The sequence below is a fragment of the Streptomyces sp. APSN-46.1 genome, assembly GCF_022815725.1.
Taxonomy (GTDB): Bacteria; Actinomycetota; Actinomycetes; order Streptomycetales; family Streptomycetaceae; genus Streptomyces.
Genome location: NZ_JALGRF010000002.1, coordinates 1,114,479 through 1,131,778, shown reverse-complemented (window position 1 = coordinate 1,131,778; position 17,300 = coordinate 1,114,479). Strand labels below are relative to the sequence as shown.

Annotated in this window: 9 protein-coding genes; 2 read left to right on the top strand and 7 right to left on the bottom strand. The window is 74.0% G+C overall.

The annotated features are described in order from the left end of the window. Window positions 1-31: 31 nt before the first annotated feature. The 4 genes from MTF65_RS11835 to MTF65_RS11820 all read right to left on the bottom strand — a co-directional run bounded on the left by MTF65_RS11835 (window position 32) and on the right by MTF65_RS11820 (window position 9,333). Window positions 32-1,435, bottom strand: coding sequence for a dipeptidase (locus MTF65_RS11835; RefSeq protein ID WP_243628508.1), 1,404 nt, complete (start codon window positions 1,433-1,435; stop codon window positions 32-34). A gap of 10 nt (window positions 1,436-1,445) precedes the next feature. Continuing rightward, window positions 1,446-5,228 (bottom strand): ATP-dependent DNA helicase, encoded by a 3,783-nt coding sequence (locus MTF65_RS11830; RefSeq protein WP_243628507.1) that lies wholly within the window; start codon window positions 5,226-5,228, stop codon window positions 1,446-1,448. A 43-nt stretch (window positions 5,229-5,271) separates the two neighbouring features. Beyond that, a complete protein-coding gene (locus tag MTF65_RS11825) occupies window positions 5,272-8,733 on the bottom strand; it encodes an ATP-dependent DNA helicase (RefSeq protein ID WP_243628506.1) in 3,462 nt (1,153 codons plus the stop codon). A gap of 243 nt (window positions 8,734-8,976) precedes the next feature. After that, window positions 8,977-9,333 (bottom strand): MGMT family protein, encoded by a 357-nt coding sequence (locus MTF65_RS11820; protein ID WP_279398810.1) that lies wholly within the window; start codon window positions 9,331-9,333, stop codon window positions 8,977-8,979. Window positions 9,334-9,482: 149 nt separating this feature from the next. On the opposite strand from MTF65_RS11820, the gene MTF65_RS11815 reads away from it, so the two are divergent. Both MTF65_RS11815 and MTF65_RS11810 read left to right on the top strand, forming a co-directional pair. Then, on the top strand, window positions 9,483-12,335 hold the full coding sequence (locus MTF65_RS11815) for a lysylphosphatidylglycerol synthase transmembrane domain-containing protein (protein WP_243628504.1): 2,853 nt from the start codon (window positions 9,483-9,485) through the stop codon (window positions 12,333-12,335). A gap of 67 nt (window positions 12,336-12,402) precedes the next feature. Continuing rightward, a complete protein-coding gene (locus MTF65_RS11810) occupies window positions 12,403-14,007 on the top strand; it encodes an alpha/beta hydrolase (protein ID WP_243628503.1) in 1,605 nt (534 codons plus the stop codon). Window positions 14,008-14,134: 127 nt separating this feature from the next. Here MTF65_RS11810 and moeZ read toward each other — a convergent pair whose 3' ends face one another. The 3 genes from moeZ to MTF65_RS11795 form a co-directional block, all read right to left on the bottom strand. Then, a complete protein-coding gene (moeZ, locus tag MTF65_RS11805) occupies window positions 14,135-15,313 on the bottom strand; it encodes an adenylyltransferase/sulfurtransferase MoeZ (protein ID WP_243628502.1) in 1,179 nt (392 codons plus the stop codon). 78 nt (window positions 15,314-15,391) lie between these two features. Next, on the bottom strand, window positions 15,392-16,144 hold the full coding sequence (locus tag MTF65_RS11800; RefSeq protein WP_243628501.1) for a spherulation-specific family 4 protein: 753 nt from the start codon (window positions 16,142-16,144) through the stop codon (window positions 15,392-15,394). Beyond that, the gene (locus MTF65_RS11795) at window positions 16,132-17,139 is read right to left on the bottom strand and encodes an NAD-dependent epimerase/dehydratase (RefSeq protein WP_243628500.1); all 1,008 of its coding nucleotides are present in this window, start codon (window positions 17,137-17,139) and stop codon (window positions 16,132-16,134) included. Before MTF65_RS11795 ends, MTF65_RS11800 begins: the two co-directional genes overlap by 13 nt. Between the last annotated feature and the right edge of the window lie 161 nt (window positions 17,140-17,300).

The window sequence follows — 17,300 nt, the reverse complement described above, 5'->3', positions numbered from 1 at the left end:
CGCGGGCGGTGGGGCGGGCGGCGCGCGCCGTTCAGGGGCGCGGCCAGTGGGCGGCCAGGTCGCCCCAGAGGTAGGCGGCCGTCTCGACGCCCTTGAGGAGCAGGTCCAGCTCGACCTTCTCGTTCGGCGCGTGCCAGCCGTCGGAGGGTACGGAGATCCCGAGGAAGAGCACGGGTGCGTCCAGGACGTCCTGGAGGTCCGCCGCGGGTCCCGAGCCGCCCTCGCGGGTGAACCGGACCTTCTGGCCGAAGGCGCGGCCCATGGCCCGGACGACGGACTGCAGCGCCGGATGGTCCAGCGGGGTCAGGCAGGGCCGGGTGGGGGCGCCGAAGATGATGGAGTGCCGGATTCCGGCTGGGATCCGGGCCGCGACCCAGTCCCGGACGGCGGCCTCGACCTCGTAGGGGTCCTGCCCGGAGACCAGGCGGAACGAGAGCTTCAGGTGTGCGGAGGCGGGCACGATGGTCTTGCCGCCGGGGCCCTGGTAGCCGCCGCCGATGCCGTTGACCTCGGCGGTCGGCCGGGCCCAGACACGCTCCAGGGTGGAGTAGCCCCGCTCGCCGGACGCGGCGTGGGACTTGGCCGTACGGAGCCACTCGGACTCGTCGAAGGGCAGCTCGGCGATCAGCTCGCGCTCGGCGTCCGTGAGTTCGGCGACGTTGTCGTAGAAGCCGGGGATCGTGACCCGCTCGTCGGCGTCGTGCAGCGCCGCGACGAGGCGGGCGGCGACGGTGGCCGGGTTGGGCACGGCCCCGCCGAAGGCGCCGGAGTGGATGTCCTGGTCCGGGCCGTGGAGGTCGATCTCGCAGTCGGCGACGCCGCGCATGCCGGTGCAGACGGTGGGGGTGGTCTCGGACCACATGCCGGTGTCGGAGACGATCACGACGTCGGCGGCCAGGCGCCGCGCCTCGCGTTCGACCAGGGCGCGGAAGTGCGGGGAGCCGGACTCCTCCTCGCCCTCGATGAGCATCTTGAGGTGCACGGCGGGGGCCTCGGCGCCGGCCGCGGCGAGGTGGGCCCGGACGCCGAGTGTGTGGAAGAACACCTGGCCCTTGTCGTCGGCGGCGCCCCGGCCGTACATCCGGCCCTCCTTGACGACCGGCTCGAACGGGTCGGTGTGCCAGCCGTCGGTGAGCGCGGCGGGCTGCACGTCGTGGTGCCCGTAGACGAGGACGGTGGGGGCGGCCGGGTCGGCGGCGGGCCACTCGGCGAAGACGGCGGGGGCGCCGTCCGTCTCCCAGACCTCGGCGACCGGGAAGCCGGTCTCCTTGAGCTTCCCCGCGAGCCATTCGGCGCTGCGGCGTACGTCGCCCGCGTGCTCGGGCTGCGCCGAGACGGACGGGATGCGCAGCCAGTCGACGAGGTCGTCGAGGAAGTCCGCGCGGTGGGTGTCGATGTACGTGCGGACGACGCTGTCCGCCGGGAGTTCGCTCATGGCCACGAGCCTAACCGTCCGCCTCATGGTCACCGTCCGTGCCCGAATTGCCTTGGAGGATCCGCTCAAGACGGGCTCTGTCGGGGAGGCCGCGGGGGCGGATCACGCGGCCGCTGCGGACGTGGAGGAAGGCCGCGGTGATCCGGTCGAGGGGGGTACCGGTGGTCTCCGACCAGGCCAGGCGGTAGACGGCGAGCTGGAGGGGATCGGCGTCGGTGGAGCGGCCGGTCTTCCAGTCGACGATCTCGAAGGTCTGGTCGGTGTTCTTGTAGACGGCGTCGATCCGGCCGCGGATCACGCGGCCGGCGAGGGTGAGCTGGACCGGGACCTCCATGCGGTGGGGGGTCCGCTCGGCGTATTCGCTCCGCTCGAAGGCCGCCTTGAGGGAGTCGAGGTCGGCCTCGTCGGCGATCTCCTGGTCGGAGCCGGTGCCGGTGCCGGTGCCCGTGCCTGTGTCGGGGTCGGTTTCGGTGTCGGCGCCGGGCAGGTCGGTGAGGGGGTCGAGGACGTCGAGGAAGGGGAGGGGGAGCTCGTCGAAGCGGGACTCCACCCAGGCGTGGAAGCGCGTGCCCTGGCGCGCCGCGGGTTGGGGCGGCTGGGGCATGGGGCGGGCGAGGTCGCGGGCGAAGGCCTGTTCGTCGGCGGCGAGGCGCATGAGCTGGCTGGCGGAGAGGGCGGACGGGAGCGGGACGTCCCGGACGGCCGCCCGGGCACGGCGGAGCTCGCCCTCCAGGGCGTCGAGGTCGCGGTCCCAGGAAGCGATGGCCCGCGCCTCTTCAGGCGTGAGCCCGCCGCCGGCCCTGCGGGGGGCGGGCAGGGTCAACCCCTCGTCGCCGCCCGGCGCGGACCTGCCCCCGGCCAGGACTCCGCCCCCGCGCGGGCCGGGGGCCCTGCCGGGGGCCCTGCCGGGGCCGTCGGCCGGGGCCGCTGTCGCGAGTACGGACGTGCCGTCGGACGGGGCCCCAGCGGGGGCCGGGCCCGCGGCCCACAGGTCCTCACCCGACCACAGGTCGTCCACGGCCATGGCCGCGCCCTCGCCGTTGCCGGCGCCCTCGCCCTCGCCCTCGCCCTCGCCCTCGGCGGAGCCGGTCCGCGGGGGCTGCTCCGACCACGGGTCGGCGTCGTCGGACCACACCGCGTCGTCGGACCAGTCGGCGTCGTCGTGCGGCGGTTCCGACTCGTACGACGGGTCCTCGCAGTCCGGAGGCCACAGGTAGGGGTCCTCCGGGGGCGGCGGGGTCGCGAGGTGGGATTCGACCAGGGCCGCCGCGTGGCGGCGCAGGGTCAGGGAGTCCGGGTCCAGGGGCAGGGGCCAGGACTGGTCCGGGGTGGCGTCGGTGGCGAGGGCCGGGTTCACGGCGTCCGCGTCGGGCTCCTCCGCCCAGGCCTCGATCTCACCGCGCCCCGCCTCGCAGTGGGCGCGGAGGGCGTCCAGGAACGGCGAAGGACCTCGACGCTTCTTCTGGGTCGGCCCCCACCAGTGGCCCGACGCCAGCAGCAGCGAGCGCGGGCGGGTGAACGTCACGTAGCCCAGGCGGAGTTCCTCGACCTCCTTGTGGTGCTTCAGATCCGCCTTGAAGGACTTCAGCCCGGCCGAGGTCCACGCCGGGTCCCCCGGCAGGGTGCCCGCGTCCCCGCGCAGCGCGTACGGCAGGACCTTCGCGTACGAGGTCCAGGCCTCCGGGGCCTTCTCCTTCGGGAACGAGCCCGCGCACAGGTCCGGGACCACGACGACGTCCCACTCCAGGCCCTTGGACTTGTGCGCGGTGAGCACCTTCACCGTGTTCTCCCCGCCCGGCAGGGCGTGGTCCAGGCCCTTCTCGTACTGGACGGCCGTACGCAGGAACGCCAGGAAGGCCAGCAGGGTGGCCTCGCCGTCCAGGGAGGCGAAGCCGGCCGCAACGTCCAGGAAGCCGGACAGCGTTTCGCGGCGGCGGGCCGCCAGCGCGTGCGGGGACGCCGACAGCTCCACCTCCAGGCCGGTCGTCGCCAGCACCCGGTGCAGTACGTCCATCAGCGGGTCCGCGAGGGAGCGGCGCAGGTCGCGCAGCTCCTGGGCGAGGTGCGCGAACCGGACCCGGGCCTCGGCGGAGAACGGCAGGTCCTCCACGGCGGCCGACCGGCCCCCGCCCCCCGAGCCGTCCAGGAACGTCTCCAGCGCGTCCGCCAGCGAGACGACCTCCGCCGGGTCCACGCCCTCGACCGCCGCCGCGAGGCGCTCGTCCGGGTCGTCGCCGGACACCGGCGCCCGGCCGACCAGCTGGCGGGCCCGGCGGCCCAGCAGGGCCAGATCGCGGGCGCCGATCCGCCAGCGCGGGCCGATCAGCAGCCGGACGAGCGAGGCGTTGGCTCCCGGGTCCTGGAGGACCTCGCAGACCGCGACGAGGTCGGCGACCTCCGGCAGGTGGAGCAGTCCGGACAGGCCGACCACCTCGACGGGGACGTCCCGGGCCACCAGGACGGCCTGGATCCGCGCGAAGTCCCCGCCGGACCGGCACAGCACCGCGATCTCGCGCGGCTCCGTCCCGGTGCGGACCAGGTGGGCCACCGAGTCGGCGAGCCACTCCAGCTCCTCGGCGTGCGTGGGCAGCAGCGCGCAGCGCACGGAGCCCGCCCGTTCCTCCCCCGGCGCCGGGCGCAGGGCCTCGACGCCCTCGTGCATCGACCGCAGCGGCGCGGCCAGGCCGTTGGCGAGATCCAGCAGGCGGCCGCCGCTGCGCCGGTTCTCGCTGAGCGAGAAGCGGGTGGCCGGGCTGCCGTCCGCGTGCGGGAAGTGCTCGGGGAAGTCGTCCAGGTTGGCCACGGAGGCGCCGCGCCAGCCGTAGATCGCCTGGCAGGGGTCGCCGACGGCGGTCACCGCGTGCCCGGTGCCGCCGCCGAAGAGGCCGGACAGCAGCAGGCGCTGCGCGACGGAGGTGTCCTGGTACTCGTCGAGCAGGACCACCCGGAACTCCTCGCGCAGCAGCGCTCCCACCTCGGGCCGGGTGGTGGCGAGCTGCGCGGAGAGGGCTATCTGGTCGCTGAAGTCGAGCAGGTCGCGGGAGCGTTTGGCGGCGCGGTAGCGCGCGACGAGCTCCACCAGTTCGAGGCGGCCGCGCGCCGCCTCCGGGACCTTGCGCAGATCCTCGTTGGTGAGCTTGGTGCCGGCCAGCACCTCCAGCAGCCCGGTGTCGTACGCGCGCAGGTCCTCCGGTGTGACCAGGTGCTCGGAGAGTTCCCCGTCGAGCGCGAGCAGGTCGCTGACCAGGTCGGGGATCGACTTGGTGAGCGACGGGTACGGACCGGGGGCCTCGCGCAGCACGCGGGCGGCCAGCTGGAAGCGCGTGGCGTCGGCGAGCAGCCGGGCGCTGGGCTCCAGCCCGATGCGCATGCCGTGGTCCTTGAGGAGCTGCCCGGCGAAGGCGTGGTACGTGGAGATCCGCGGCTCGCCGCCGCCCGCCTCGGACTCCGCTCCGGCCCCTGCCCCGGCCCCTCCCGGGAACGGGAACGGGAAGGGGTCCGGGTCCGTGATGCCGGCCCGCGCGAGGGCCTTGCGGACGCGCTCGGCCAGCTCACCGGCGGCCTTGTTGGTGAAGGTCAGGCCGAGGACCTGCTCGGGCGCGACGGCGCCCGTGCCGACCAGCCAGACCACGCGGGCGGCCATGACGGTGGTCTTGCCGGAGCCGGCGCCCGCGACGATCACCTGCGGGGCCGCCGGAGCCGTGACGCAGGCCATCTGTTCGGGTGTGAAAGGGATACCGAGGAGCTCCTTGAGCTGCTCGGGGTCGGTGAGGACGGACGGACGCGCGGACACGTGAAGAGGCTAGCCGCACCCACCGACACTCCCGGCCGGCGTCTCACTCCACGGTCTGGCGGCCCTCCGGGCGGGCACTGCACGAGCTGCGGAAGGAGCAGTGGTCGCAGTGCTTTCCGGCGGCGGGGGCGAACCGCTCGTCCAGGACCCGCCCGGCGGCGGTGGCGAGCAGGTCGCCGACCCATTCGCCGTCCAGCGACTGCTGCGCCTGGATCCTGGGGACCGTGTCGCCGCCGTCGCGCTGGGGCGCGCCCTGGCGCAGCTGGACGAGTTCGGCGCCGCCCGGCTCGGGGCGCAGCCCGTCGAAGACCTCGTCGACGGCGCCTTCGCGGACCGCGAGCTGGTAGACGGCCAGCTGGGGGTGGCGGGCGACCTCGTCCTTCGTCGGCGCGCCCTTGCCCGTCTTGAAGTCGACGACGTACGCGCGCCCCTGCGGGTCCGCCTCGACGCGGTCCATGGAGCCCCGGATGCGGACGGCGTACTCGCCCGCGTCGAGCGTGACGTCGAAGTCGTGCTCGGTGGCCACGGCCTCCCGGCCGCCCCGGTCGGTGGTGTGCCAGCGCAGGAAGCGCTCCAGGGCGGCGCGGGCGTTCTCCTTCTCCTGGCGGGATTTCCAGGGGGCGTCGAAGGCGAGGGCGTCCCAGACGGAGTCGAGGCGTTCCATGAGGACGGCGAGGTCGGCGGGGGTGCGCCCGGAGGCGACCTCGTCGGCGAGGACGTGGACGACGTTGCCGAAGCCCTGGGCGGCGGTGGAGGGGGCGTCGGCCTTGACCTCCCGGCCGAGGAACCACTGGAGGGAACAGGTGTTGGCCAGCTGGTCCAGGGCGCTGCCGGACAGGGCGACGGGCCGGTCCCGGTCGCGCAGCGGGACGCTGCTGCGGGTGGGCTCGTACAGGCCCCACCAGCGCTGCGGGTGCGCGGCGGGGACGAGCGGGCGGTCCTCCTCGTCGGTGAGCGCGGCGAGGCGGGCGAGACGGCGGGCGGCCGCGTCGCGCAGGGCCGGGGACGCGTCGGGATCGACGGTGGTGGCGCGGAGTTCCGCGACGAGCGCGGGTACGGCGAGGGGGCGGCGGGGCCGTCCGGTGACGTCCTTCGGGGTGACGCCGAGCTCGGTGAGGAAGCGGGAGGGCTGGTCTCCGTCGTCGGCGGAGGCCTTGACGGCGGTGACGACGAGGCGGTCGCGGGCGCGGGTGGCGGCGACGTAGAAGAGGCGCCGTTCCTCGGCGAGCAGGGCGCCGGGGGTGAGGGGTTCGGCGAGGCCGTCGCGCCCGATGCGGTCGGCTTCGAGCAGGGAGCCGCGCCGCCGCAGGTCGGGCCAGAGCCCTTCCTGAACGCCGGCCACGACGACCAGCGACCACTCCAGGCCCTTGGACCGGTGGGCGGTCATGAGCCGTACGGCGTCGGAGCGGGCGGTCCTGCCCGTCAGGGTGTCGGCGGCGATGTCCTCGGCTTCGAGCTGTTCGAGGAAGTTGAGCGCGCCCCGGCCGCCGGTGCGCTCCTCCGCGCGGGCGGCGGTGTCGAAGAGGGCGCAGACCGCGTCGAGGTCGCGGTCGGCGTTGCGCCCGGCCGCGCCGCCGCGCCGGGCGTTGCGTTCCAGCCGCTGCGGCCAGGGGGTGCCGTCCCAGAGGACCCAGAGGGCCTCCTCGGCGGTGCCGCCGCCCTGGAGCAGCTCGCGGGCCTTGCGCAGCAGGAGGCCCAGCCGCTGCGCTCCGCGGGCGTACGAGGGGTCGTGCGCGACGAGTCGCTCCGGCTCGGCGAGCGCCCGCGCGAGCAGGACGTCGGAGGGCGCGGGCACCTTGACCCCGGCGGCCCGCTCCTCATCGCGCAGCGCCCGGCCGAGCCGGCGCAGATCGGCGGCGTCCATCCCCCCGAGCGGCGACCCGAGCAGCGTCAGCGCGGCCTCCACCCCGACCCACCCCTCGTCCACCCCGCCCTCGACCCGACCGACAGCACCCCCGCCCGGGGCACCCGCCGGGTCGGCGGCGCCATCCGGGTCGGCGGTGCCCGCCGTGGCGGCGCTGCCCCCCGGGTCGGCGGTGCCGTCCGGCTCGGCGGTGCCGTCCGGCTCGGCGGTGCCCGCCGTGGCAGGGGTGCCCGCCAGGGCGGGGGTGCCCGCCTGGTCGGGCGTGTTCGATCCCCCGGCGGCGGGGGGCGGGGCCGGTTGGGCGACCGTGCGGAGGGCCGTCAGGAGGGGGGACGCGGCGGGTTCGTGGCGCAGGGGGGTGTCCGAGCCGTCCGTCTCGGCCGGGACTCCGGCCGAGATCAGGGCGCGGCGCATCGCCGGGAGGGTGCGGCCGCCGGAGCGGACCAGGACAGCCATGTCCTGCCACGGCACCCCGTCCTCCAGGTGCGCCCGGCGCAGGATGTCGGCGATGTTGTCGAGCTCGGCGCCGGCCGTCGGGTACGTGAGTACCTCGACCCGGCCGCCGTCCCGCGTCGGCCGCAGGCCCCGGTGGGCCCGTACCGCCGCCGTGGGCAGCCGCGGCACCGGCATCCGGGTGGTGAGGAGGCGGGTGGCCGTCAGCAGGGCCGCGCCGGAACGGCGGCCGACGGTCAGGGCCTTGACCGCCGCGCCCGGGAAGGAGCTCTCGAAGTCCAGGATGTTGTTGATGTCGGCGCCGCGGAAGGCGTAGATCGACTGGTCCGGGTCGCCGAAGGCGACCAGCGTGCCGCCCGGTCCGGTCAGCGCGCGCAGCAGCCGCAGCTGCGAGGCGTCGGTGTCCTGGAACTCGTCCACGTAGATCGCGTCGTACGCGGAGGCGAGGGACGGGGTGCGTTCCGCGAGCAGGACCGCCCGGTGCAGGAGCTCCGCGTAGTCCAGCGTGCCCTGCATGTCCAGGACGTCCAGGTATTCGGAGAGGAACGCCGCCGCCGCCTTCCAGTCCGGGCGGCCGATGCGGTCGGCGAAGTCGGACAGGGCCGCGGGCCCCAGGCCCAGCTCGCGGGCCCGGGCGAGGACGGCGCGGACCTCGTCCGCGAAGCCGCGCGTGGTCAGCGCGGCCCGCAGGTCGTCGGGCCAGCGGATGGAGCGGATCCGGCGCTGGCCCTCCAGGAGGGTGCGCACCATCACGTCCTGCTCCGGACCGGACAGCAGCCGCAGCGGGTCCGCGAACAGGTCGGTGTCCTGGTGGGCGCGGACCAGCCCGTAGCAGAAGGAGTGGAAGGTGGTGGCCTGCGGAGCCCGCGCGCCGCCCAGCCGCAGGGCGGCCCGGTCGCGGAGTTCCACGGCCGCCTTGCGGCTGAAGGTGAGGATCAGGATCCGGGCGGGGTCCGTCCCGGCCTCGACCCGGGCGGCGGCCGCCTCGACGAGCGTGGTCGTCTTTCCCGTACCCGGGCCGGCCAGGACGAGCAGCGGTCCGGCGGTGTGGTCAACCACCGCGCGCTGCGCCGCGTCCAGGACAGGGGGATCCACCCGTTCCGGCCCGGTGCGCACCAGGCGATACGCGTCGGGGGTCCGCGTACGCCGCTCGGAGCGGTCGGAGCGGTCGGAGGGAGAGGTGATCACGTGAGCTGCCGGTCCTGGTGGGTCTGCTGGGTCTGCTGGGGTTGCTGGGGCTACTCGGCCTGCCGGGTCGGCGGTCGCCGCGATGGCCACGATGGCCGCGAGGGCCGAAGAGGCAACGCTACGGCAACCGGCGCCTCCCGCGCAGGGACCCCGCGCCGCTCGCACGGTCCGGCGCGCACTCCCCCGTACGCACCTCCGACCGCACCTTCGACCTCCCGCGCGGGCATCCCATGGCGGAAGCTGTCAGATGTGAGCCTCGTCCCTTCCGTCCGTCCCGGGTCCCCCGTCCCGGCCGTCCCAGCGCGCCTTCCGCATGTCGAGCCGCTGCTCGCCGGACGCGGTCCCGCGCAGCGGAGTGGACTCGGTCCGGTAGTGCTCCAGGGCGCGCCGCTCGCTGCCGGGCAGGGGCCGCCCGTCCGCCCGGACCACTCGCCACCAGGGCACGGCTCCCCCGTACAGGGCCATGACGCGGCCGACTTGGCGCGGCCCGCCCTCGCCGAGCCACTCGGCGACGTCCCCGTACGTCATCACCCGGCCGGGCGGAATCCGCTCGACCGCGTCCAGTACCCGCTCCGCGTACGCGGGCAGCTCTTCGCTCATTCGGCACATGGTGCCGCACTCCGCCGACAAGGCCTTCGAGGCCTTGGAACGTTTCCTTCCGCGATGGCGCGCACCCTGATGCCTCCCCCGCCCGCCCGTCCGTGCCACCATCTTCCGGGCGGTGACGCGTGATACGTGATCAAGAAGAGATGGATGTGAAGGCGAAGGAGCAGGGTGTGAGCCCTCCGGACGGCGCGGCGACGGACGACGGCGCGCGCCCAGACGACGGCCCCGCCGCGCACCCCGACGGCCCGCCGCCGCAGCCCGGGGACCCGACGCCCCCGCCCGGAGACCAGCCGCCGCAGCCCGGAGACCCGATGCCCGGGCCCGGGGACCAGCCGCCGCACCCCGGCGGCCCAGCCGAACAGCCCGACCACGGTGCCACCGACCACCCCGGCGAGGCCGACGGCCCGGAGCGGCCGCACGGCCACACCCCGACCGCCGCCGACCAGGTCGAGGTGGACGAGCCGCTGCTCGCCGCCCGCGTGCACCGGCCGTCCGACCTCGTACGCCTGCTCGTCGGCGTGCTCGGCATCGCCGTCGTACTCGCCATCGCCGCCTTCGCCCACGGCACCACCGTCGGCCTGGAGGAGGACATCACCAAGGGCACCGGCCAGGCGCCGGATCTGCTGATCAAGGTCGCCGGCCTGGTCTCCAGCATCGCCGTGCTCCTGGTCCCCGTCGCCTTCGCCATCGAGCGGCTGATCAAACGCGACGGACTGCGCATCGCCGACGGCGTACTCGCCGCCGTCCTCGCGCACGGCGTGACCCTCGCGACCGACCTGTGGGTCTCCGAGGCCGCCCCCGCGAGCATCCAGGACGCCCTCACCCGCTCCGCCGGCGCCGGCGGGGCGCTCACCGACCCGGTGCACGGATACCTCGCCCCGGTGATCGCGTACATGACCGCCGTCGGGATGACCCGCCGACCGCGCTGGCGCGTGGCGCTGTGGGTGGTGCTCCTGCTCGACGCCTTCGCGATGCTGGTCAGCGGGTACACCACGCCGTTCTCGATCATCCTGACCGTGCTGATCGGCTGGAGCGTCGCGTACGGGACCCTGTACGCCGTCGGCTCGCCGAACGTCCGGCCCACCGGGCAGAACCTCCTCGCGGGCCTGCGCCGCGTCGGCTTCCAGCCGGTCAGCGCGATGCGCGCCGAATCACCCGACGGAACCGATTCCGAGCAGAACGACCGGGGCCGCCGCTACCACGTCACCCTGGAAGACGGCCCGCCGCTCGATGTCACCGTCGTGGACCGCGAGCAGCAGGCCCACGGCTTCTTCTACCGGGTCTGGCGCCGGCTCACGCTGCGCGGCATCACCACCCGGCGCAGCCTGCAGTCGTCGCTGCGCCAGGCGCTGGAACAGGAGGCGCTCCTCGCGTACGCCGCCATCGCGGCCGGGGCCAACGCGCCGAAGCTGATCGCCACCTCCGAGCTCGGCCCGGACGCCGTGATGCTGGTGTACGAGCACCTGGGCGGGCGGACCCTGGACTCCCTCTGCGACGCGGAGATCACCGACGATCTGGCCCGCAGCGCGTGGGAGCAGGTACGGGCCCTGCAGTCGCGGCGGATCGCGCACCGGCGGCTCACCGGGGACGCCCTGGTGGTGGATCGTTCCGGCAAGGTGACCCTCACCGACCTGCGCGGCGGCGAGATCGCGGCCGGCGATCTGGTGCTCCGGATGGACATCGCGCAGCTGCTCACCACGCTGGGCCTGCGGGTCGGCGCGGAGCGGGCGGTGTCCTCGGCGGTGTCGGTGCTCGGCCCGGACGCCGTGGCGGACTGCCTGCCGCTGCTCCAGCCGATCGCGCTGAGCCGTTCCACCCGGGCGACGCTGCGCAAGCTGGCCCGGGAGCGGGCCGACCGGCAGCGGGAGGCCGTACTGGAGTCCTCGCGGGCGGCGAAGGCCGCGCGGGAGGCGGACGCCACGACGAGCGCCGCCGCCGACCGGAAGGCCGAGAAGAAGGCGCTGGACGACGCGCTCGACGGGGCCCGCGAGGAGGACCTGCTGAGCCAGATCCGCCAGCAGGTCCTGCTGCTGCGCCCGCAGGCGCCGGTGGAGCCGGCCCGGCTGGAACGGATCCGGCCGCGCACGCTGGTGTCCTTCATCGCGGGCGCGTTCGGCGCCTACTTCCTGCTCACGCAGCTGGCCCACGTGGACTTCGCGAAGATCATCGCCGAGGCGCAGTGGGGCTGGGTCGGTGCGGCCCTGGCCTTCTCCGTGCTGACCTACTTCGCGGCGGCGATGAGCCTGCTGGGCTTCGTGCCGGAGCGGGTGCCGTTCCTGCGGACCGTACTGGCGCAGGTGGCGGGTTCCTTCGTGAAGCTGGTGGCGCCGGCGGCCGTCGGCGGTGTCGCGCTGAACACCCGGTTCCTCCAGCGGGCGGGGGTCCGGCCGGGGCTGGCGGTGGCCAGCGTCGGCGCCTCGCAGCTGTTCGGGCTGGCCAGCCACATCCTGCTACTGCTGGCCTTCGGCTATCTGACGGGAACCGAGAAGACGCCGGAGATGACCCCGTCCAGGACGGTCATCGCGGGGCTGCTGACGGTGGCCGTGCTGGTCCTCGTCGTGACGGCGGTCCCGATCCTGCGAAAGTTCGTCGCGACGCGGGTACGGGCGCTGTTCGCGGGCGTGGTGCCGCGCATGCTGGACGTGCTCCAGCGACCGCAGAAGCTGATGACGGGCATCGGCGGGATGCTGCTGCTGACCGGCTGCTTCGTCATGTGCCTGGACGCGTCGGTCCGGGCGTTCGGGGGCGGCGAGGCCATCAGCTACGCGAGCATCGCGGTGGTGTTCCTGGCGGGCAACGCGCTGGGCTCGGCGGCACCCACACCGGGCGGCATCGGCGCGGTGGAGACCACGCTGACCCTGGGCCTGATCGCGGCCGGCCTGGAACGCGAGGTCGCCATCTCGGCGGTACTGCTGTTCCGCCTGATGACGTTCTGGCTGCCGGTACTGCCGGGATGGATCTCCTTCAACTTCCTCACCCGCAAGGAAGCGATCTAACCCGGGCACCGGCCCCGGATGGCCCAGTGCGGCGGCGGGGAGCAGGAGCGGCGCGCAGGATGGGGGCATGTCGAGAAACCTGCCGCGGGGTGCCGCTGTCGGAACGGTCGCCGTACTCGCCGCCGTGCTGGCCGGCGGCTGTTCCGACAGCGGCAAGGAAGGGAAGCCGAAGGCCGGCGGGACCAAGGGGGCCGCGCCGCTCAAGTGGGGGGAGTGCGAGGCCCCCACCCCCGCGCAGGGCGGCGGGCAGGCGCCTCCCAAGGACTGGCAGTGCGCCACCTTGCACGTGCCCCTCGACTACGCGAAACCCGAGGGAGAAACGATTCCCCTCGCCCTCATCCGCGCCAAGGCCCGCGACAAGGAGAAGCGGCTCGGCTCCCTCGTCTTCAACTTCGGCGGCCCCGGCGGCTCCGGCGTCAGCACCCTCCCCGACGCCGCCAAGGAGTACGAGGCCCTGCGCGAGCGCTACGACCTGGTGAGCTTCGACCCCCGGGGCGTGGGCCGCAGCGCACCGGTCCACTGCGAGGGCAACAAGGAGCTGGACGCGTACTACGCGCAGGACAACACCCCCACGACCCCGCAGCAGGAGAAGGCCTTCCTCGACGGCATCGAGAAGTACCAGCAGGCCTGCAAGAAGAACTCCGGGAAGGTCCTGCCCCACGTCGGCACCGAGAACGCCGCCCGCGACCTGGACCGGATCCGCCAGGCCCTCGGCGACGAGAAGCTGAACTACTTCGGCATCTCCTACGGCACCGAACTCGGCGGGGTCTACGCCCACCTCTTCCCGAAGAACGTCGGCCGGGCCGTCTTCGACGCCGTCGTGGACCCGACCAAGACCTCCGAGGAGGGGGCCCTCGGCCAGGCCAAGGGATTCCAGCTGGCCCTCGGCAACTTCGCGCAGGACTGCGTGAACCGGGGCGACGCGTGCCAGATCCAGGGCAGCACCGCCAAAGAGATCGAGGCGAACATCATCAAGCTCCAGAAGGAGCTGGCCGCCAAGCCCATCGAGGGCATCGGCGACCGGCCGCTGACCGAGTCCGCCGCGACCAACGGCATCGCCCAGGCCCTGTATTCGAGGGAGCTCTGGCCGCTGCTGGAGCAGGGGCTGGACGAGGCCGAGGGCGGCCAGGGGCAGCTGCTGCTGGCGCTGTCCGACGCGCTCAACGGCCGGGATCAGAACGGAAATTACAGCAACATCGGCGCGGCCAACACGGCGATCAACTGCGCCGACTCCAAGGGCCGCTACACGCTGGCCCAGACGAAGGCCAAGCTGGCCGAGTTCCGCGCCGCCTCGCCCGTATTCGGGGACTTCCTCGGCTGGGCGATGATGAGCTGCACCGGCTGGCCGGTCCCGGGCGCGTGGGAGACCCCGGACGTGTCCGCCCCGGGCGCCGCGCCGATCCTGGTGATCGGCAACACCGGGGACCCGGCGACCCCGTACGAGGGCGCCCGCAAGATGGTGGAGCGGCTCGGCCCCGGCGTCGGCGTGGAGCTCACGTACAAGGGCGAGGGGCACGGCGCGTACAACAGCGGCGACCTGTGCGTGCAGCAGGCGGTGAACTCGTACCTGCTGGACGGGAAGGTGCCCGCCGCCAGCACCGTCTGCACGGCGACGCAGCCCCCCACCCCCGCGGAATCGCCAGCCGCACCGCCCGAACCCCTCGGCGTCTGACCCCTGTTCGGTTCGGCGTCCGTGAACGCGCCAAAGGGCCGCACCCCGCTCACCGCGAGCGAGGTACGGCCCCTGAGGTACGCCCTTCAGCCGAAGTCGACTGGCTAGGAGACCGGTAGACCGGCTACTAGTAGACCGGCTTCTCGGGCTCGATCTGGTGGACCCAGCCGATGACGCCGCCGCCGACGTGCACCGCGTCCGCGAAGCCCGCGGACTTCAGGACCGCGAGGACTTCCGCACTGCGGACACCCGTCTTGCAGTGCAAGACGATGCGCTTGTCCTGCGGCATATCCTGGAGGGCGGTGCCCATCAGGAACTCGCCCTTGGGGATCAGCCTCGCGCCGGGGATCGAGACGATCTCGTACTCGTTCTTCTCGCGGACGTCGATGATCTCGATCGGCTCGTCGGCGTCGATCCACTCCTTGAGCTGCTTCGGAGTGATCGTCGAACCGGCCGCGGCCTCCTGGGCCTCCTCCGACACGACACCGCAGAAGGCCTCGTAGTCGATGAGCTCGGTGACGGTCGCGTTCGGACCGCACACCGCGCAGTCGGGGTCCTTGCGGACCTTGACCTGGCGGTACTGCATCTCCAGGGCGTCGTAGATCATCAGGCGGCCGACCAGCGGCTCGCCGACGCCCGTGAGGACCTTGATGGCCTCGGTGACCTGGATGGACCCGATGGACGCGCAGAGCACGCCCAGCACGCCGCCCTCGGCGCAGCTCGGGACCATGCCCGGCGGCGGGGGCTCCGGGTACAGGCAGCGGTAGCACGGCCCGTGCTCGGACCAGAAGACCGAGGCCTGGCCGTCGAAGCGGTAGATCGAACCCCACACGTACGGCTTGTTCAGCAGCACGCAGGCGTCGTTGACCAGGTAGCGCGTGGCGAAGTTGTCCGTGCCGTCGACGATGAGGTCGTACTGGCTGAAGATCTCCATCACGTTCTCGGCTTCGAGCCGCTCTTCGTGAAGGACCACGTTCACGTACGGGTTGATGCCCAGCACGCTGTCACGGGCGGACTCGGCCTTGGAGCGGCCGATGTCCGCCTGGCTGTGGATGATCTGGCGCTGCAGGTTCGACTCGTCCACCTCGTCGAACTCCACGATGCCCAGCGTGCCGACGCCGGCCGCGGCCAGGTACATGAGGGCGGGCGAGCCGAGGCCGCCGGCGCCCACGGCCAGCACCTTGGCGTTCTTCAGGCGCTTCTGGCCGTCCATCCCGACATCGGGGATGATCAGGTGACGCGAGTACCGGCGGACCTCGTCAACGGTGAGCTCAGCAGCTGGCTCGACCAGGGGTGGCAGCGACACGGGGACTCCAGGGTCATCCCCGCGGACGCGGGGAGCATGTGTGGGTTGTTCTATCCCGTAACACTGCCACGCCCCCTTTCATTCCGAGACACCTGTTCCGATACGTGAGACGATTTCGTCCCAGTACGCGGGCATTGACGCCCACGGGTCCCGGTCTCCGGCCCCGCGCCGGTCCGTGAACCAGATGGTGCCGGCGCCCTGCCAGCGGGCGATCCGGACGGCCTCCTCCAGATGGGTCCGCGGCACCCCGTGGACGAAGTGGCAGAACCGCTCCGGTGGGTACTCGGTGGTCCACTCCGCCACCTGCGACCAGCGGTAGTCGGCCCAGGCCCCGGAGAAGGTCACCAGTTGGTCGGCGGCCTCCGCGTAGCCCGCGTACGGGTGGGTGCCGTGCCCGAGGACGATCCGGAACCCGTCGCCGAGGCCGCGCAGGGTGTCCACGACCCGGCGCACACCGTCCAGTTCCGCGCGGTCCGCCGGGGCGTCGGCGAGGTAGAACCCGCCCACCCGGTACCAGTCCAGGAAGCGGTGGGCGTCGGAGATCAGCTCCCCGAAGGACCGCTTCCCGTCTCGCATCGCGAGATGGCCGAGGACGGTTCCGCCCGCTTCCCGGAGCTTGGCCGCCGCCTCCGTGCAGTGCGGGTCGGGCCGGCCGCCCGGGCCGTCCGTGACGTTGAGCACGGCCCAGTGCAGCGGAGTCCCGGGCCGGGTCAGTTCGGCCCACTCCACCGGAGCGAGCAGCGGGTGCGCGTAGCCGGGGATCCCGAATCCCATGCCGCCGGCCTCGATGGCGGGCAGCCGGGCCCCCGGCGGAGTGGTCAGATACGGCACGCCGCCTCCATCCAGATGTCCGCGAGCGATTCCTCCAGGTTGATCCGCGGCCGCCACCCGAGCCGGTCGCGGGCCGTCCGTACGTCGGCCTGCTGCCAGCCGCCGCAGCCGTCCGGGTAGGGGTACGGGGGCGGCATCGCGGCCGCGAGCTGCTCGGGCGTCGCCTCCGAACGCGGGGAGCCGATGGCGGCCAGGCCGGCCGACCGCCCCGGATGGGCGTGCTGCTGGGACCCGCCCTGCGGTACGTCGAGCTCGTGCAGCGCGCCTCCGTATCCGGCGACCCGGGCGAGCACGGCCGCCGCGTCGCGGAGCCGGACCGCGCGGCCGGTGCCGATGTTGACGACTCCCTGGGCGGCGGAGAGCGAGGCGGCGTGCACGGCCCGCGCCACGTCCCGTACGTCCACGAAGTCGCGCTGCACGCCGAGCCCGCTCAGCTTGAGCTCGCCGTCCCCGGCCTGCATCGCGCGCCGCATGGCCTCGGCGAGCCGGCCGAGCGGGGACCCGGCCGGGGTGCCTGGTCCGACGGGCGAGAACACCCGGAGGACGACGGCGTCCAGCCCCGACCCGAGCACCAGCTCGGTGGCGGCGAGTTTGCTGACGCCGTACGGTCCGCCGGGTCTGGGCACGGCGTCCTCGGCCGTGGACGACCCGGGCTGGCTGGGCCCGTACTCGGCGGCGCAGCCGAGCTGGACGAGCCGCGCCCCGCAGCCGCTGCGGCGCAGCGATTCGCAGATGGTGGCGACGGCGACCGTGTTGTGCCGGGTCAGCTCCCGGGCCCCGCCGCGGGTGGCGCCGGCGCAGTTGACGACGACGCCCGGGTGGACGGCGTCGAGGAACCGGGTGAGCGCGCCGGGGCTCCCGGTGGCGAGGTCGAAGCGGACGTCCGCGTCGTCACCGCGGCCGAGCGCGGTGAGCTGGACGGCGGGGTCGGCGAGCAGCCGGTCCGCGACGTAGCGGCCGAGGTATCCGTTGGCTCCGATCAGCAGCACCCTCATCGCGTGGCCCCTTGGTTGGTTGGCTGGCCGGTCATCCTGTTTCTCCTTGGTCGGTGGGTAGGGGGTACGGGGCTTCGGCGTCGGCTCCGAAGGGCGGGTGGCGGGCGGGCGGGCGGTCGGGTGGCGGGCGGGCAGGGGACGGCGGACTGGGGACTGGGGAC

What these genes read in the sequence shown, in the direction of transcription:
- MTF65_RS11835 (WP_243628508.1), bottom strand. Translation starts at nt 1,435, where the DNA reads ATGAGCGAACTCCCGGCGGACAGCGTCGTCCGCACGTACATCGACACC.
- MTF65_RS11820 (WP_279398810.1), bottom strand. Translation starts at nt 9,333, where the DNA reads ATGAGCGAAGAGCTGCCCGCGTACGCGGAGCGGGTACTGGACGCGGTC.
- MTF65_RS11815 (WP_243628504.1), top strand. Translation starts at nt 9,483, where the DNA reads ATGGATGTGAAGGCGAAGGAGCAGGGTGTGAGCCCTCCGGACGGCGCG.
- MTF65_RS11810 (WP_243628503.1), top strand. Translation starts at nt 12,403, where the DNA reads ATGTCGAGAAACCTGCCGCGGGGTGCCGCTGTCGGAACGGTCGCCGTA.
- MTF65_RS11795 (WP_243628500.1), bottom strand. Translation starts at nt 17,139, where the DNA reads ATGAGGGTGCTGCTGATCGGAGCCAACGGATACCTCGGCCGCTACGTC.